At 44.3% G+C, this 16,873-nt stretch carries 16 protein-coding genes and 1 other annotated feature; of the genes, 13 read left to right on the plus strand and 3 right to left on the minus strand.

Going from position 1 to position 16,873, the window contains the following annotated elements:
* The first annotated feature begins 103 nt into the window (after positions 1 to 103).
* Both QFZ77_RS18610 and ytfJ read left to right on the plus strand, forming a co-directional pair.
* Complete coding sequence (locus tag QFZ77_RS18610) at positions 104 to 814, plus strand: DUF2953 domain-containing protein (protein WP_307441715.1); 711 nt, start codon at positions 104 to 106, stop codon at positions 812 to 814.
* Positions 815 to 931: 117 nt separating this feature from the next.
* Positions 932 to 1,429, plus strand: a complete 498-nt coding sequence (gene ytfJ / locus QFZ77_RS18615; protein ID WP_307441717.1) for a GerW family sporulation protein — start codon at positions 932 to 934, stop codon at positions 1,427 to 1,429.
* Positions 1,430 to 1,487: 58 nt separating this feature from the next.
* Here ytfJ and QFZ77_RS18620 read toward each other — a convergent pair whose 3' ends face one another.
* Positions 1,488 to 2,783 carry an ArsB/NhaD family transporter gene (locus tag QFZ77_RS18620; RefSeq protein ID WP_307441718.1) on the minus strand — a complete coding sequence of 432 codons (1,296 nt, stop codon included), beginning with the start codon at positions 2,781 to 2,783 and terminating at the stop codon, positions 1,488 to 1,490.
* Between the two features lie 272 nt (positions 2,784 to 3,055).
* Here QFZ77_RS18620 and QFZ77_RS18625 point away from each other — a divergent pair, with 272 nt between their 5' ends.
* From QFZ77_RS18625 to QFZ77_RS18665, 9 genes are all read left to right on the plus strand, one after another.
* Positions 3,056 to 4,249, plus strand: coding sequence for a D-alanyl-D-alanine carboxypeptidase family protein (locus QFZ77_RS18625; protein WP_307441719.1), 1,194 nt, complete (start codon positions 3,056 to 3,058; stop codon positions 4,247 to 4,249).
* A gap of 103 nt (positions 4,250 to 4,352) precedes the next feature.
* Positions 4,353 to 4,952, plus strand: a complete 600-nt coding sequence (locus QFZ77_RS18630; protein WP_057301847.1) for a nucleoside recognition domain-containing protein — start codon at positions 4,353 to 4,355, stop codon at positions 4,950 to 4,952.
* Between the two features lie 6 nt (positions 4,953 to 4,958).
* Complete coding sequence (locus QFZ77_RS18635) at positions 4,959 to 5,492, plus strand: spore maturation protein (protein ID WP_047674096.1); 534 nt, start codon at positions 4,959 to 4,961, stop codon at positions 5,490 to 5,492.
* Positions 5,493 to 5,599: 107 nt separating this feature from the next.
* Positions 5,600 to 6,346: a pseudouridine synthase gene (locus tag QFZ77_RS18640; protein WP_047674099.1), complete on the plus strand. Its 747-nt coding sequence runs from the start codon at positions 5,600 to 5,602 to the stop codon at positions 6,344 to 6,346.
* A gap of 85 nt (positions 6,347 to 6,431) precedes the next feature.
* Positions 6,432 to 6,965 (plus strand): redoxin domain-containing protein, encoded by a 534-nt coding sequence (locus tag QFZ77_RS18645; RefSeq protein ID WP_307441722.1) that lies wholly within the window; start codon positions 6,432 to 6,434, stop codon positions 6,963 to 6,965.
* Positions 6,966 to 7,000: 35 nt separating this feature from the next.
* Positions 7,001 to 8,662, plus strand: a complete 1,662-nt coding sequence (resB, locus tag QFZ77_RS18650; protein ID WP_307441723.1) for a cytochrome c biogenesis protein ResB — start codon at positions 7,001 to 7,003, stop codon at positions 8,660 to 8,662.
* Positions 8,659 to 9,918, plus strand: coding sequence for a cytochrome c biogenesis protein CcsA (ccsA, locus tag QFZ77_RS18655; RefSeq protein WP_307441724.1), 1,260 nt, complete (start codon positions 8,659 to 8,661; stop codon positions 9,916 to 9,918). Before resB ends, ccsA begins: the two co-directional genes overlap by 4 nt.
* Before the next feature lie 37 nt (positions 9,919 to 9,955).
* Positions 9,956 to 10,669 (plus strand): response regulator transcription factor, encoded by a 714-nt coding sequence (locus tag QFZ77_RS18660; RefSeq protein ID WP_307441725.1) that lies wholly within the window; start codon positions 9,956 to 9,958, stop codon positions 10,667 to 10,669.
* Between the two features lies 1 nt (position 10,670).
* Positions 10,671 to 12,554 (plus strand): ATP-binding protein, encoded by a 1,884-nt coding sequence (locus QFZ77_RS18665; RefSeq protein WP_307441726.1) that lies wholly within the window; start codon positions 10,671 to 10,673, stop codon positions 12,552 to 12,554.
* A gap of 136 nt (positions 12,555 to 12,690) precedes the next feature.
* Here the strand turns inward: QFZ77_RS18665 and serA are convergent, their stop codons facing one another.
* Entirely contained in the window at positions 12,691 to 14,271 is a 1,581-nt protein-coding gene (gene serA / locus QFZ77_RS18670; RefSeq protein WP_307441727.1) for a phosphoglycerate dehydrogenase, read from the minus strand.
* Between the two features lie 107 nt (positions 14,272 to 14,378).
* Positions 14,379 to 14,610: a binding site (T-box leader), on the minus strand.
* A gap of 283 nt (positions 14,611 to 14,893) precedes the next feature.
* Between serA and QFZ77_RS18675 the strand changes: the two genes are divergently transcribed.
* Entirely contained in the window at positions 14,894 to 15,175 is a 282-nt protein-coding gene (locus tag QFZ77_RS18675) for a rhodanese-like domain-containing protein (RefSeq protein WP_307441728.1), read from the plus strand.
* A 37-nt stretch (positions 15,176 to 15,212) separates the two neighbouring features.
* Here the strand turns inward: QFZ77_RS18675 and QFZ77_RS18680 are convergent, their stop codons facing one another.
* Positions 15,213 to 16,133, minus strand: coding sequence for a hypothetical protein (locus QFZ77_RS18680; protein WP_307441730.1), 921 nt, complete (start codon positions 16,131 to 16,133; stop codon positions 15,213 to 15,215).
* Between the two features lie 91 nt (positions 16,134 to 16,224).
* Between QFZ77_RS18680 and QFZ77_RS18685 the strand changes: the two genes are divergently transcribed.
* Positions 16,225 to 16,833 (plus strand): CPBP family intramembrane glutamic endopeptidase, encoded by a 609-nt coding sequence (locus QFZ77_RS18685; RefSeq protein WP_307441731.1) that lies wholly within the window; start codon positions 16,225 to 16,227, stop codon positions 16,831 to 16,833.
* Positions 16,834 to 16,873 lie beyond the last annotated feature (40 nt).

Genomic DNA, 16,873 nt, shown 5'->3' on the forward strand with positions numbered 1-16,873 from the left:
GAGTTTTTTGTTAAGCGGAGAGACTTTGAGCTCGCTCAAAGATCCCAAAGCGGAGAGACTTTGAGCTAAGCTCAAAGATCCCTATATTAGGAGGGATTCTAAGTTGTTATGGCTGGGGATTGTCATTCTTTTTGTCATTTTTGCGATCATCGTTTTCTTATTCAGTTTCATTCGCGGAGAGTTAAATTTCTCCAGAGTGAAAGACAACGATACGTTATCAGTGGAAATGCGGGCGTTATTCGGGCTTATACGCTATCGTTACGTCATACCAATCATACAATTCAAAGGCTTTACGAAGGGGATTTTGATTAAATCGGAAGTTGTAACCAAATCCAGTTCCAAACTTAAAGATGAAACCAGGGATCATATCACGAAAGAAAAAATACTCTCCGTTTACAAACAAGCAAAGGAAGCACTTGTACATACCTTAAACCTTTATGATTGGATGAAGCAGACATTAGCGAAAGTCGAGTGTACCGATTTGAAATGGATAACTCGCATAGGCATAGGTGATGCTCCTGAAACAGCGATTACAACAGGGGCAATATGGGGAATCAAATCTTCGCTGCTTGGCTTTTCCATTCGCTATGTGAACTTAACGGCGAAACCGCACATCGATGTTATTCCGCAATATAATGAGAAGAAGTTTACTACCGATTTTCGTTTTGCAGGACGTATCCGTGTATGGTTTGTAGTCGTTGCAGGAGTGCGTTTGATTAGCAGAGCGGCCAAAGTAAAAGGTGGTATTCGTACATGGATTCAAATAGTTTTGAAGACACTGAAGATAAGGTCGCGAGTTAAAACGGCTTCTTAAAGTGTACATAACGATATTCCACTAAGGGCATTCTACAAATGAACCATTATTGCTTTTTAACGCTTGTGCTTCCGATGCCAGTTTATCTGGCTAAAAACTCTAAGGAGGAATACGATCATGTCCGAACACCCGATTCAAGGCCTCATGAAAGTCGCCATGGAAAATATTAAAGAAATGGTCGACGTTAACACGATTGTCGGTGATCCTGTTGAAACGCCGGACGGAAGTGTTATTATGCCGATATCCAAAGTAGGTTTCGGTTTTGCCGCAGGCGGCAGCGAATTCGTGACAGATTCTGAAATTGAAATCGAAGGCGGCTCTGTCGGTAAAAGCGATGCACTGAATTCAAGGGTTGCTCTACCTTTTGGCGGCGGCAGCGGCGGCGGGGTATCCATTACACCTATTGCATTCCTCGTCGTAGGCAAGAATGGCGTGAAGGTTGTTCCACTGGACAACCAGACACATATTCTTGAACGCCTCATTGACTCCGCTCCCCAAGTAGTGGACAAAATCCAAAGCATGATCAAAGGCTTTGGAGCTAAGACACCTGCCAGTACTGTAGGCGCGAGCGGAACAAATGTAACCAATATCGAGAATCAAAATTTCATTGTGTAGCTGATTGGCCTTCGTTTGAGCTGTCCTTTGTGGGCAGCTTTTTTCATGTTCTATTCCCCTATAGCAGATAACGAATATAAATATAAACATGAGCCAATGCCAAAGACACAAGGGTTATAGGAGCCCCCACCTTCAGAAATTCCATATAACTGAAGCCTTTGCCCTCTTTGGCGGCGAGTCCGGCAACGATAACATTGGCGGAAGCGCCGATAATTGTGCCATTTCCTCCTAAACAAGCCCCTAAAGCAAGCGACCACCATAGGATATTGATAGGCTCCGAATCAACGGCAAGTCCAAGCCCCACGGCCATGTCTTTAATTAAGGGGATCATCGTAGCAACGAATGGAATGTTGTCAATGGTCGCTGATGCAAGACCAGAACCCCAGAGAATCAATAATGAAGCCGTGGTGATGTCTCCTTCCGTTACATCTAGAGCTTTCATGGCTAGAGATTTAATTAATCCAACCTCTTGTAAACCTCCGACTAAGCTAAAAAGGCCAGCAAAGAAGAAAATCGTTACCCACTCAATAGAATCAAAAGCTTTTTCGACATCGTGTTCCTTGAGACCGAAAAGCATGAGCAAAATAGCACCGGTTATCGCGATAACTGCGGCATCAACATGAATAATAGCATGAAGCATAAATCCGATAATAGTCAGTGATAAAATAAGTAAAGATTTTTTCATGAGCAGCTTATCCTTGATATAATCGCGTTCATTCAGCTCTAAGAGTTTAGTTTGCAGAGCAGGATTAGGTCGCAGTTGCTTTCTATACATCATATACAACATGAAAAGGGCTACACCGAAAATAAGGATCGTAATAGGCGCTAAATTGAGCAGAAAGGCATTAAAGGTTAAATGCGGGTTGGCAGATCCAATCATGATGTTGGGAGGATCTCCAATGAGTGTAGCTGTACCTCCTATATTGGAAGCAATGATTTCAGACATCAAGAAAGGGACGGGATTAATTTCCAGTATCCGAGTAATCGCAATGGTGACAGGGACGACCAATAAGACGGTTGTCACGTTATCCAAGAGGGCTGAGCCAATAGCAGTTAAAACGGACAGTACGAGTAATATACGCAAGGGATCCCCCTTCACAGCTTTCGCGGCGCGGATGGCGACGAACTGAAATACACCCGTTTGATTCGTAATTCCTACGAGAATCATCATTCCAATAAGAAGAGTGATGGTCTCCCATTCGATATACTGTTGAAACACTTTGTGCACATCTAGAATACCGGCAAATACCATGATCACAGCACCGAGTAAGGCGATGACCGCTCGATTGACTTTCTCAGAAATAATAAGCGCATAAGTCAATACAAAAATAATTAAGGCAACCCAAGTTAGCATGTTTTCCTCCTCACAGTAAGCTTTTGCTTTACTGACTTAGTAAGTAAAAATTATTATGTCCATTTTCAAGGAGAACCCCAAAAAACGCAAAAAGAAGCCTGCAGTGGCAGGCTCCTCCGGTGATCTCCGTATTAAATTATTACTCATTATACCGACTGATTTCTGTTTTGTAAATAAGAAGACTTGGACATATCCCCATTCCATAAGCATATACTTGTACAAAGTTTTGTCTAGTCAAAAAGGTACAAGTTCTTTTGTGTAGGGGGAAAACGATGAAGATAAGAGTCAGGTTTATCCTATTATGGATTGCGATCATTAGTTTACTGTGGGCACCATTTGGACAAGTGGAGGCAGCACCGCCTGGCATCCATACGAATGCTGTGGGTGCTTCCCTTATTGATGTGGAGTCAGGCCGTATCCTCTATAGTGAAAAAGGGGACACGCCTATGCGAATAGCCAGCTTGACCAAAATTATGACCGCGATCATTGCGATTGAAGAAGGTAAATTGACGGATAAAGTCAAGGTTAGTAAAAATGCGTTTGGCAAAGAAGGTTCTTCCATTTATCTGAAGCTTGGTGAAGAAATGCGTCTGCACGACATGCTGTACGGTCTGATGATGCGCTCTGGAAATGATGCAGCAACCGCTATCGCCGAGCATATAGGAGGAAGTGTGGAAGGCTTCGTTTATTTGATGAATGAGAAAGCGAAGATGCTCGGTATGGATCATTCGCATTTCACGAATCCCTCGGGCCTCGATGAGGGAGAAGGTCATCGCTCCAGTCCGAACGATATGGCTAAGCTGACGGCTTATGCCCTAAAAAATGCCGTATTTCAAGATATTGTTTCCACGAAAATCAAGAAAGTGCCGAACCCGAATGAAGCTTGGGATTATTCATGGCTTAACAAGAATAAGATGCTGTCTCTCTTTGAAGGTGCTGACGGTGTGAAAACGGGTTATACGAAGCTAGCCAAGCGCTGCTTGGTCTCATCAGCCACCAGAAACGGCCAGCATCTCGCCGTTGTTACGCTCAATGATCCGGATGACTGGGGGGATCACGCTCGGTTACTTCAATATGGGTTTAAATATTATCCGTTACAAACGATTGTCAAGAAGGGGGATGCCGTGGAGGGCACTCCGTGGGTCGTGGGGAGGTCGTTCTCCTATCCATTGGCTGAAGGTGAAGCCGCGCAACTAACTCGGAAAGTAGTACTAGTCGATCCTGCTTCTATGGAATACCGGTTAGCAGAACGAGGGACAGTGCAATTTTCACTCAATCAGAAATCAATTCAAACAGTACCCATCTATGATTCAACAAGTCCGTTGCTGCAAACGACCAGTCAGTCCACATTCTCCTTTAAAGAAGGTAATGCGTATAAAGAAACATGGTTTTCACACTACGGATACATTTGTAGATTGTTAGTACAGAGCCTGTTTACAGTCTCAGAATCACAATGGGCGGATTAAACTAAGATTATGCTTACGATGCCAGTTTTGCTGAAGCAAAACTCTAAGGTTATGCTTACGATGCCAGTTTTGCTGAAGCAAAACTCTAAGGAGGCCATTTGATATGGTGAATTGGATTTGGCTGTTTTTTATTGTCGTTGGTTTCGGCGTGGCGGCATTGAATGGGAATGTGGAAACTGTCACACAAGCAGCTTTCGATGGTGCTAAGAGCGGAGTAACGGTCTGCTTTGGATTAATTAGTGTGCTGGTCTTTTGGATGGGGATGATGCGGATAGCCGAAGATGCTGGTCTTCTTAGCAAACTTGCAAGATTATTGCAGCCAGCGGTTCGTTTTTTATTTCCAAGTGTTCCCAAGAATCACCCAGCCATCGGCTACATCATGTCCAACATGAGTGCCAATATCCTTGGTCTTGGGAACGCGGCTACACCTATGGGAATTAAGGCGATGCAGGAGCTGCAAAAGTTGAATCCCGATAAAGACACGGCTAGCACCGCTATGTGTACCCTTCTAGCACTTAACACATCCAGCATTACACTTATTCCTACAACCTTAATCGCCATTCGCATGAATTACAATTCTTTAAATCCTGCGGAAATCGTCGGCACAACGCTAATTGCCACTGTCATTTCGACGGCCGCGGCTATTTTTGTGGATCGATGGTATCGAAGGTCACGCTCACCCATCCCTCCTTTGAAAGGATGATTACGTATGTATGCCTTCGTTTCACTCATCTCTGCATGGGCTATCCCTATCATGATCGTCTTCATTCCTTTATTCGCGGCCTATCGAAAAGTGCCCGTTTATGAATCGTTTGTTGACGGAGCTAAAGAGGGTTTTGATACAGCTATCAAAATCATCCCTCATTTAGTCGGTATGATGGTAGCCATATCTGTCTTTCGTGCCTCCGGTGCGATGGATTTATTAATTGGCTGGATGCGACCATTCTTTGAAAGCATCGGGGTTCCAACCGAAGTGCTGCCATTGGCCATTCTACGTCCGATTACTGGAGCGGGCTCGCTTGCTTTTACAACAGATCTTATCGAGCAGTTTGGCCCGGATTCCATGATTGGCCGCATTGCTTCGACGGTTCAAGGGAGTACGGACACGACTTTATATGTGATTACGGTATATTTCGGTGCTATTGGCATTCGGAAGGCTGGATACGCGCTAAAAGTAGGACTTATATCTGACTTGGTCGGCTTTGTAGCTTCCATCATCATCTGTTTTTTGGTATTCACTTAGAATGATTATTCTAACGTGCTTTGCAACCACGTGTTAATCTCAATATGCCTTCGCTCTTGAGATTTATATGGAACTCCGTTATCATTAGCTTGAGGTGAAAGCGGATCATGGAAAGACTGCAAAAAGTATTAGCCGAAGCGGGGATCGCATCCCGTCGGAAATGTGAGGAAATTATCACAGCAGGACGTGTTCAAGTGAACGGTGAAGTCGTCACCACGCTTGGCGTGAAAGTAAACACGGAAGAAGATGAAATTAGAGTTGATGGACGTGCTATTGGTCAACAAAAGAAGATCTATGTCATTTTGAATAAACCCAAGGGTGTTATTACAAGTGCAACGGACCCAGAGGGCCGTAAAGTAGTAACAGACTTCTTGCCTGGGATTAGAGAACGCGTTTATCCGGTCGGACGATTGGATTATGATACGGAAGGGTTGCTCCTTCTGACGAATGATGGTGAATTTGCCCATTTACTCACGCATCCTAAACATCACGTGCCCAAAACCTATCAAGCCACTGTAAAAGGGGTACCGCACGGAACGTTATTAGACAAGCTAAAAACGGGTATACAGTTAGAGGATGGCATGACGGCTCCGGCTGAGGTTGAATATGCGGATGTGAATATGGAGAAGAATGAGTCCATCATTCAAATTACGATCTACGAGGGCAGGAATCGACAAGTCAGACGTATGTTCGAGGCAATCTCCTTTCCAGTGATCAAATTAAAACGAATTAAATTCGGTCCAATCTTTTTAACTGGCCTGCCAAGAGCCAAGTATCGTCACTTGACGCCTAAAGAGGTTGAGGAGCTTAGGAACGAAGCTCTCAAGACACATAACGTTCAAAAAGGCCAATAAGAATTGGCCTTCTTTTCGTTATAATATAAGGTATAAACCTATGTGAAAATACTAACATTGTCAAAAAAAGCGAAGGTGATTATACGTGGGTCCAAATAAGAAATGGGTACAGATTGGGATTTTTGCGGTCGTGCTTATTATTGGCGTGTTTACCATTATTACCAATTTGTCGGCTTCTGACAGCAAGAAGTATCCCCAAACAGGCGACAAAGCGACGAATTTCTCCTTAGTCGGCTTAGATGGTAAAACGCATGAATTATCGGATTATAAGGGCAAACCGGTTTTGATTAATTTCTGGGGAACTTTTTGTCCGCCGTGCAAAGAAGAAATGCCTGCTCTCCAAAAGCAATATGATAAATGGAGCAAAGAAGGTGTGGTTTTCTTAGAGGTCAACGTTGATAAGAATAAAGTAACGGTTCAAAGCTTCATGGATCAGTATAAGTTGAATATGCCTGTGCTTCTGGATGCCAAAGAAGTCGTACGTAAGCAGTATGGCGTCATGGATTATCCGACAACCTTCTTTATTGGAGCAGACGGCAAAGTGAGTATCAAAAAAATCGGCCAGATGACAGAGTCTTTTATCGATGAATCGATCGCTAAGTTGGTTGACAAGTCTTAAAATGAACGAATGCTTAAAGTTTTCAGGAGGTCATCATGTTCTACAACACCAAATGCGATTGCGGGCATCAGAATCCCACAGGTACTACGCTTTGTGAATCTTGTGGTAATCCGCTGATTGACACGGAGGGCAGAGATATACTGGAAATGCGATACGACGGTATGGCCCGTCGCTCTCAGAAATCGAACCCTTCTTTGTTAGATAAAGTCTGGAATTTCTTTTCCTCGGTTAGAATAGCGGTATGGATCATTATTTGGACGGTCGTCGCATCTGCCGTAGGCACTATTTTTCCACAAGAAAATACGTTCTTAGATATGGATCCTGCCCAGTATTATTCGCAAAATTATGGTACACTGGGGACCATTTATCACTTTCTGGGCTTCTCCCACACGTTTAGTTCATGGTGGTTCATCACGCTGCTGTTCATGATAGGAACATCTCTAGTCATTTGTAGTTTGGATCGGGTGTTGCCATTATATCGCGCGCTAACTAAGCAGCAAATTCGTAAACACTTGAATTTTCTCACGAGACAGAAAGTGACGCTTGTCGCCGATCTGCCGCCGGGTACGGATGAGGAAGCATGGACAAATAAGCTTGGCGATCTTTTGCGTAAAAAAAATTACCGTGTACATACAGATGGAGCAGCGCTTCTGGCTGAGAAATACCGTTTTAGCCGCTGGGGCCCCTATATTAATCATATTGGTCTCATTATATTTCTGATCGGTGTGTTAATGAGAAGCATTCCAGGCTGGCATATGGATGAGTACATGGGTATTCTGGAAGGGGAAACCAAGGCAATCCCTCACACTTCCTATTTCATCAAAAATGAAAAGTTCACGTTGGAGCTGTATGACGAGAAAGATTTGCCAGAAAGTATTAAGGCTAAGGGGCAAATTGTCCCGAAAACCTATGAAACTCAGGCAGTTTTGTATCACTGTTCCGCGAATTGTGACGATTCATCCAAAGAACCGGTACTTACTGAAGTACACAAACAAAACATTATCGTGAATCATCCACTTGATTACAAAGGCCTACAAGCTTATCAATTCGATTATAAATCAACACCAATGCTAATCTCCGTGAAGCCCACACTTAGCAATCCCGCTACAAGTGAGTCTTATGGAAGCTTTGATTTGCCAATGAATAATCCTAAGGATGAATATCAAGTAGGTCCTTACAAGCTGACGCTGAAAGGGTACTTCCCCGAGTTTGGTCTTGAAAAGGGACAGCCCATCAGCAAGTCGAATGAGCCCAAAGCACCTGCATTTATATTTAGCATCACAGGTCCCGATCTAGCAGCTAACGGTATACCTTACCTGTACTTCCCAAGACAAATAGATAAAGAAACGTTCTCACAAGATACAATTAATGGCCCCATAAGTCAAAAGCTGAAGCTTGCTGTCGGCTCCATGGAAGGTGTTCAATTTGCCAATTACACAACCTATCTGAACATTCGCGTAGACAAGGCTATGCCTTATATCTGGGTAGGATCTGCGATATTCATGATTGGCGTGATTATGGGCTTCTATTGGCAGCATCGCCGCATCTGGATTCGAATTGACAGCGGGAAGCTAACTTTGGGCGGTCATACAAATAAGAACTGGTTTGGACTTCGGAATGAAGTGGCAGCAGCACTCAAGAAGAACAATATAGAAGTTTCACCGAAATCATTAGATATTGGAGGGGACCAGGGGTGAATGTTAACTCACTGAGCAGCACCTTTTTACTTATAGCTTTTTTCGTTTACCTCGCTGCATTTTTGTTGTTTGTCCTCTCGATAACCGGTAGGAAATGGAGTAATCGGGACCCCGAACAACATACGAAGCGATGGGGCTTTGTTGCTTTCATTGCTTCACTAGTTGGATTTGCGTGTCACGTGACTTTCTTTTTTACTAGATGGGCGGAAGGTAATCATATCCCGACATCGAATATGTACGAATTCATGACCTTTCTAGGTATGATGATCATTTTTGCTTTCTTGATCGTGTATCTCATTTATCGCACACCTGTCCTTGGGGTATTCGCATTACCCATTGGCTTTATCATCATTGCTTATGCTTCTGTTTTCCCGAGCGAAGTGCAACCCTTAATTCCAGCGTTGCAAAGTTACTGGCTCAAGATCCATGTAACAACCGCTGCTACAGGAGAAGCTTTCTTCGGAGTCGGCTTTGCCGGCGGATTGATGTATCTGCTCCGTGCTGTCGATTACAAAGGAACATCCAAAGTAGATAAGCGTGAACAAAGAGGCGTGGAACTTACGATCTTTTTCATTCTGATGTTAATCGCCTTCATTGCTTCCATCTTTACATTTAATGGTTCTGGCTATAAAGCCGTTTTCTCCAAAGAAGTCATCGTGACCAATGCACAAGGCCAACAAGAGACGAACATTCATAATGAAACTTATGTATTGCCTCCAATTGTTAAGCCTTATGATACGAAGCTTGTAGAAATGAAGCCTTTCCTAGGCATGTCTGAACCTTTGTTCACAGCTCCATCTTGGATGGAAGGGGCAAGTGCAGGGCGTAAGTTGAATACGGTCATTTGGTCGATACTTGGAGGTCTTCTGCTCTATGGACTCGCACGTGTTGTTGCGCGTAAGCCATTAGGAGCAGCAATTGGACCCATCGTCAAAGGAATGGACCCGGAAGATCTGGATGAAATCAGCTATCGTGCCATTGCGATCGGCTATCCGATTTTCACATTAGGCGCATTGATTTTTGCGATGATTTGGGCTCAAGAAGCATGGGGCCGTTTCTGGGGTTGGGATCCCAAAGAAGTTTGGGCCTTAATTACTTGGTTGTTCTATGCGGTGTTTTTACACCTTCGTCTCTCCAAGGGCTGGCAAGGTAAGAAATCAGCTTGGTTGACTGTTATTGGATTTATTGTTGTTATGTTTACATTAGTTGGTGTGAACCTAGTCATTGCGGGTCTTCACTCCTATGCAGGTGTATAAATCATTCGAACTTAAATAGATAAGGATGTGAAGCTCCATGGAAATGAAAGCTAGCATACTCGTTGTTGATGATGAGGAACGCATTCGTCGACTACTCAGAATGTATTTGGAAAAAGAGGGCTATATCATTGAAGAAGCAGAAGACGGTGAGACCGCGCTGCGGATGGCCACAGATACGGACTATGACTTAGTGCTGCTCGATGTGATGCTGCCAGGTATTGATGGGATTGAAGTTTGCGCACGGCTTCGTCAAGTAAAGTCCACGCCTGTCATTATGCTGACAGCCAAAGGCGAAGAGACGAACCGAGTTAGCGGATTTGAGGTAGGTGCAGATGACTATGTCGTCAAACCTTTCTCACCGCGCGAAGTCATCTACCGGGTTAAAGCGATTCTGCGTCGCTCTTCTGCGACAGCGTACTTGTCCAAGGATGCGAGTTCGAGCAACAATATTGTATTTCCTAACCTAATCATCGAACATGATGCGCACCGGGTAACCGCAGGTGGACAGGAAGTAGCGTTGACTCCGAAAGAATATGAGCTGCTGCACTATTTGGCCGTATCTCCGGATAAAGTGTTCTCTCGTGAGGAACTGCTTAAGGATGTTTGGAATTATGAATTTTTTGGAGACCTACGTACCGTAGATACTCATGTAAAAAGACTCCGTGAAAAATTAAACAAAGTATCCCCGGATGCTGCGGCAATGATCACGACCGTATGGGGAGTAGGCTATAAGCTAGAGGTGCCCAAATAACGTGTTTATTTTCAGAAGTGTTGTAGGTAAGCTCTGGTTAACGATTATTGGCCTAGTTGGGGTTGTACTGCTCATACTAGGTCTTTTTCTTGTCAATTACATGGAAAATTATTTCGCTCAAGCGAATGATCAAACGAAAAATATGAAGAATATGGCCGTCAAATTCTCGGAAGAAGCTTCGCATCATATGTATGATGAGCAGTTTTATGAATTGAGTAATGAACTGCTAAGCTTCCAAGATGCAAGAATGCTGGTGATCTCCACCGATATGAAGGAAATGGTTATTCCTTCTACACAAGGGAGCGAGTTAGCCAGTTTCCATGTAACCGATTTTTACACGGAAGCGGAGCTCAGACAAGTATTCGCAGGTCAGACGAAAGACAAACAAGTCAATAAGTCCGGTACAGGACGAATTAAGACGGGGGATGAGTACCTCGTTGTAGCCGTACCGTTAATAAATCTTCAAGGCACCATCGTTGGCGCAACGCTGCTGTATCAATCTCTGCAATCGTTAGAAGCAACGCAGTCCTACATGTTGAGATTGTTTATCTATGTGTCCATAGTCGGCTTCCTTATGACGACTTTCTTCGCATTTTTCTTGTTCTCTCGGATTACTAGACCGCTTCAGCAATTGAAGAAAGCGGCTGATTTCATCACTATGGGTGAGTATGGTACCCGTGTCCCTATTCAGTCCAAGGATGAAATTGGCGAGCTGGCCAAAACGTTTAACCACATGGGCGAGAAGATGCAGGAAAGCATCCGAGCCCTTAGTCAGGAAAAAGAGCATTTATCTAGTATTTTACGAAGCATGACCGATGCGGTCATCACGCTCGATGTGAATGGATCTGTCATGCTGACCAATCCGCAAGGTGAGAAAATTGTGCAGGAGTGGAGCACGATTGAGTGGTCAGAGGATGATGAGGAGACGAGACGCTTCCGCAAACCGGATACAGCACTCGGGGATTGGGGATTAATGAGCTACAGCAATCCCTACTCGAGTCCGATCCCTGTGCCTCTGGTTCCGCTGTTCGAAGCGGTCGTGGACGAATCGTCGGAAGCAGCTACGAAGCTTCACGTGCAAAACGGCGTGTGGTCCGTCGCGATGACACCGTTATACACAAGCGATCAAGTGCGCGGCGCAGTGGCTGTCCTCCGTGATGTCACGGAGGAGGAGCGCCTCGATAAGCTGCGCAAGGATTTCGTGGCGAACGTGTCGCACGAGCTGCGCACGCCGATCTCGATGCTGCAGGGCTACAGCGAAGCCCTGCTGGATGACATCCCCTCCACGCCGGAGGAGCGCGTGGAGTTGGTGCAGGTCATTCACGACGAGTCGCTCCGCATGGGGCGCCTCGTCCGTGACCTGCTCGATTTGGCGCGGATGGAAGCCGGCCATCTCGAGCTGATCTTCAGGGAGGTCGAATTCGACTCCCTGGTGAGACGCATGCACCGCAAATTTGCGGTGATGGCCAAAGAGCGCGGCATCATGCTAAGCGCTGCGCTGCCTGAGGAGCCCCTCATCCTTGGACGGGGGGATGAGGACCGGCTTGAGCAGGTGTTAACGAACCTGCTCGACAATGCTTTTCGGCATACGGCCTCAGGGGCACGTATTGCCATTAAGGCAGAGACCGCCGTCTACAAGGATCGGCCGGCGATCCGCATTGAGGTCTCCGACGAGGGGCAGGGGATTCCTGCCGACGACCTGCCGTTCATATTTGAACGCTTCTACAAGGCGGATAAGGCCCGAACACGCGGTTCTTCGGGTGGTACAGGACTTGGACTCGCCATCGTGAAAAACATCGTAGATGCACATCATGGCAGTGTGACCGTACAAAGTGCTTTGGGACAGGGAACAACCTTTACAATTCTTTTACCATGTGAGCCTTAATAAGCTATAAATAACGAAATTCGACATAAGAAGAGGCGTTTGCTGAGAAAACTCACAGCAAACGCCTTTAATTTGTAGAATATTCAGACAAAATCTTGTTGTTCGTGAAACACTTTGTTACCTAGTCGCTATTCGATTATACCGTAAGGGCACGAACATTCACGATTTCGGCTTGTGTTGCAAGGTCAGCCAGTACTTCAGCAGGAGCGGATTTATCAATAGTTAGGACCATGATCGCCGAGCCGCCAATGACTTTACGTCCTACTTGCATCGTTGCGATGTTCACATTGTTGCTTCCTAGAAGCGTACCAACGCGGCCGATAATACCTGGTTTGTCGTTGTGGGAAATCAACAACAAGTTACCTTCTGCTGCGAAATCAACCGGATATTGATCGATGCGAACGATTCGTTCTCCGTAGCCAGCTAGTAAAGTACCAGCAAGTGTTTTCTCTTCTTGCTTCGTTTTTACAGTAACAGTTACAAGATTTGTAAAGCTGTTGGATGTGTTTGACGTTTGAACAACGATATTCACGTCACGTGATTTAGCCAAGTGCATGGCATTCACGATATTAATGGACTCTAATTGGTTCTCAAACACACCTTTTACGATGTAACGTGTTAATGGACTTGTATCTACATCAATCAAATCACCCGCATAGTTTACAACGATTTCATAAACAGCGCCATGTGCGATTTGACCAAGGATAGAGCCGATTTTTTCACCGAGTCCAAAGTATGGTTGAAGTTTGTTCAATACATTGGCTGGTACAGGCGGTAAGTTAACTGCATTTTTGAACGGTTCATTACGCAGGATATGAAGAACTTCTTCAGAAACGTCAATCGCTACGTTTTCTTGAGCTTCAATTGTAGATGCACCAAGATGAGGGGTCACAATGACTTTAGGGTTGTTCAAGAAAGGGTGATCCTTTTGTGGTGGCTCTACTTCGAATACGTCGAAAGCAGCTCCGGCTACAATCCCTTGATCAATCGCTTCAACCATCGCCATTTCATCAATAATACCGCCGCGTGCACAGTTGATAAGGCGCATACCTTTTTTCATAATATCGAATTGCGGTTTGGAGATCAGGTGGCGCGTTTCTGGTGTGAGTGGCGTATGAACCGTGATAAAATCTGCTTTTGCAACAATTTCATTGACAGTACCAAGCTTAACGCCAATTTTCTCAGCGCGTTCTTCCGTCAAGAAAGGGTCATATCCGATAACTTCCATTCCGAATACCTTAGCGCGTTTGGCTACTTCGCTGCCGATACGTCCCATACCGAGAATACCGAGAGTTTTGTTGCGAAGCTCAACACCGATAAATTTCCGATCCCATTCGCCGCCAACTGTTTTCTTATATGCTTGCGGGATCATACGTGCTGTTGACATCATCATGGCAAATGTAAGCTCACAAGTAGCAATCGTATTTCCGTCCGGTGCGTTGATGACGATAATACCGCGTTTTGTTGCTGCTTCCAAATCAATATTATCTACACCAACACCAGCGCGGCCAATAACTTTTAGCTTCGTTCCAGCATTCATGATTTTCTCTGTAACTTTCGTTTGGCTGCGAACTAGAAGGGCATCATACTCACCGATGATGGCAATGAGCTCATCTTCAGATAGGCCGGATTGCTTCACTACTTCTACATCGGTTGCATCATAAAGCATTTGAATTCCCATGTCACTAATTGGATCGGATACTAGAACTTTGTACATAATTCGGTTCCTCCTTAATATTGGGACCTTTGAGCTGGCTCAAAGACTTCCTCTGATGAACATAAAAAAACTCCCAACCCTCAGGTACAGACACGTATGTCTGTAGCCAAAGGGACGAGAGATTGCTTTCGTGGTACCACCCTAGTTCGCTGCCCATTCACACGGGAAGCCTCAATTGGTCTTGCGACCTGGAACTGTAACGTGTTCCTATCCCGATTGCATCTACTTTATTCAATGCAATAACTCTGGAGTGCTCCGCAAAATGTTCGCTACCGATTCGCACCTACCATCGGTTCTCTGAAAGCTACTTTACTTGCTTGGCTCCGTCAACGCTGTACTGTGATATAGAATTTTCATTAGATTAACATGCGTTTGAAATCGTGTCAATACATGTCGAATCAATTTCACATGAAAGTCATATTTGATATTTGAACGAGAGATTTTCCTAAGCTTTTCGTTTATTTTAAAGCAAGGACGCTTAGAAAGCAATGCTATTTCACTTGTATTTTAGCCTGATTTTCGCTATTGTACTCGTTAAATAGATATTGCTCTTGCAGCAAGTAAGGAAGGAAGTGCCGACATCGACATAACGAGTATTCATCCAAATAAATTCCTTGAAGCATTGGAACAGCAGGAACTGAAAGATAGCATCATTATCGACGTGAGGGAACTTCAAGAATGGGAGTTTTATCATCTTGAAGAAGCACAGCTTATCCCAATGCAGCAAATCCCTCATCGAATGGGTGAACTGTCAGATGATCGGGATATTTATCTCGTATGTGCGCATGGTGTGCGCAGCTATCGTGTTGCCGAGTATTTGTTGGAGAACGGTTTTGACCGGGTCATTAATGTAGATGGAGGGATGGCAGCGGTCGCCATGCTTCGCGGATTCCAATATGATTAAAAGAAAAGCCGAGCGCATCTGCGCCCGGCTTTTTCTTTTAATTCACATCCGAGAAAAATGGAAGCTGTGGAAGCAGCTCGTTGGCATACCACTTTGATTTCCCTTTGACAAAGTCTCCAGGACGAACGGCATTTGTACTTAGCAGCAGATCCATCGTTTGATTAACATCGTTCACGTTCATTTTCTTAGCTTGACCTGAGGCAATGAATTCATCAATACGTATCGTCAAATCCTGTGGGTAAAAAGGAGCAAATGCTTTATTTTTAAGTAATTTTGCTGTTATGTAATGATTTTTGACGTTTATGTTCATCGCACGCCATTGATCCAAATTGGCATTATTGTTTGGATCGAAATTCTCAATATCATGATCGATCGTTCCGTTCCAAGCAACGATGGAATCGAAATAATTTTTCTGAGCCGTCAATGCTTGTGTTTTCGCTTCCAGGATGTAGGCATCCTTCTGAATGACATCGAGCAGTTGTGGGCTTGTCAATCCGTTGGCCTTGTTTTGGTAACTTTTTAACGTATCAGCAAAAAGCTTCAGGCTTTTGAGATAACCTTGGTGAGACTGCACAAGCAGCGGGGATGAAGCCGGCATGCTCTTTTTTAGCAGCTCATTATATTTCTCGTCAGCGAGCTTGTACAACTCTTTAAGAACGGCAGAGGCATCGACTGTAGAGTTGCCAAGTTCAATTTGACTCATCAACTCAAACCATTTATTCTGAAATTCCCTAAAGGGCAAAAAGATGGTATGGTAATAAGATACGAGTACTTGTTGGTCGTAGGCTCCAATTTCCTGAATGACAGCCTTGTCGGCATGCAATATTTTATCGTATTTTTGATCTGATTTCTCCTGGCCGACTCTTAAGCCGTAGAAAAAGGCGCCAAGTATACAAACAAGCATAAAGATAAACATGAGGGCGAATAAATAATCAGTGCGGGTTAGACGTTTATCCATAATTAAAGCTCCTTATTCTCTCTTTTTCTTTTAACTTAGTATAGGGGAAATAGCCATAAAAGGGAATATGTGAGGAAATGAGGCTGCTTCCTTGAAAAAATTCGATTTTAAGAACATTCGCTTCGGAAAAGTTGATATGAGTGAATTGAATGACCGGACATTATTGCTTAATCTTTACATAACCCAACTGCTTACGCTTATTATCGGTATTATCATCTTATTTTTTCAGAGCAATCATAAGATTCTTTCCATGTTTACCATTCATGGGGGCTTGAAGATTCTCATTTGGGGAAGTTTGTTTGCTCTACTTGTCCTCGGGATCGATGTTTTGATCTCTAGATGGGTGCCCAAGGAAGTATCAGACGACGGTGGAATTAATCAAATGTTATTCGGGACGCGACCTTTATGGCATATTGCATTGATTTCGCTCATCGTAGCGATTTGTGAAGAAGTGCTGTTTCGAGGGGCGATACAGCATGCATGGGGCCCTTATTGGACTAGTATCTTGTTTGCAGCGATCCATATTCGGTATTTGCAGCATTGGTTAATGACAGGAATGGTTTTCAGTATAAGCTATGGTTTGGGATGGATTTACCTTCAAACTGGGAGTCTATGGACTCCGATAATCGCTCATTTTATCATTGATTTTGTAATGGGCTGCATACTTCGTTACAGCAAGGAGGAAGAACAGGTCACATGAGTGTAGGGGAAAGATCACCTTTACGGTCTGATCGGAGGCC

It is taken from the genome of Paenibacillus sp. V4I3 (assembly GCF_030817215.1).
In the GTDB taxonomy this organism is placed as follows: domain Bacteria; phylum Bacillota; class Bacilli; order Paenibacillales; family NBRC-103111; genus Paenibacillus_E.

What these genes read in the sequence shown, in the direction of transcription:
- resB (WP_307441723.1), top strand. Translation starts at nt 7,001, where the DNA reads ATGTTCTACAACACCAAATGCGATTGCGGGCATCAGAATCCCACAGGT.
- serA (WP_307441727.1), bottom strand. Translation starts at nt 14,271, where the DNA reads ATGTACAAAGTTCTAGTATCCGATCCAATTAGTGACATGGGAATTCAA.
- QFZ77_RS18635 (WP_047674096.1), top strand. Translation starts at nt 4,959, where the DNA reads ATGTATGCCTTCGTTTCACTCATCTCTGCATGGGCTATCCCTATCATG.
- QFZ77_RS18625 (WP_307441719.1), top strand. Translation starts at nt 3,056, where the DNA reads ATGAAGATAAGAGTCAGGTTTATCCTATTATGGATTGCGATCATTAGT.
- QFZ77_RS18680 (WP_307441730.1), bottom strand. Translation starts at nt 16,133, where the DNA reads ATGGATAAACGTCTAACCCGCACTGATTATTTATTCGCCCTCATGTTT.
- ytfJ (WP_307441717.1), top strand. Translation starts at nt 932, where the DNA reads ATGTCCGAACACCCGATTCAAGGCCTCATGAAAGTCGCCATGGAAAAT.
- QFZ77_RS18640 (WP_047674099.1), top strand. Translation starts at nt 5,600, where the DNA reads ATGGAAAGACTGCAAAAAGTATTAGCCGAAGCGGGGATCGCATCCCGT.
- QFZ77_RS18620 (WP_307441718.1), bottom strand. Translation starts at nt 2,783, where the DNA reads ATGCTAACTTGGGTTGCCTTAATTATTTTTGTATTGACTTATGCGCTT.
- QFZ77_RS18660 (WP_307441725.1), top strand. Translation starts at nt 9,956, where the DNA reads ATGGAAATGAAAGCTAGCATACTCGTTGTTGATGATGAGGAACGCATT.
- QFZ77_RS18630 (WP_057301847.1), top strand. Translation starts at nt 4,353, where the DNA reads ATGGTGAATTGGATTTGGCTGTTTTTTATTGTCGTTGGTTTCGGCGTG.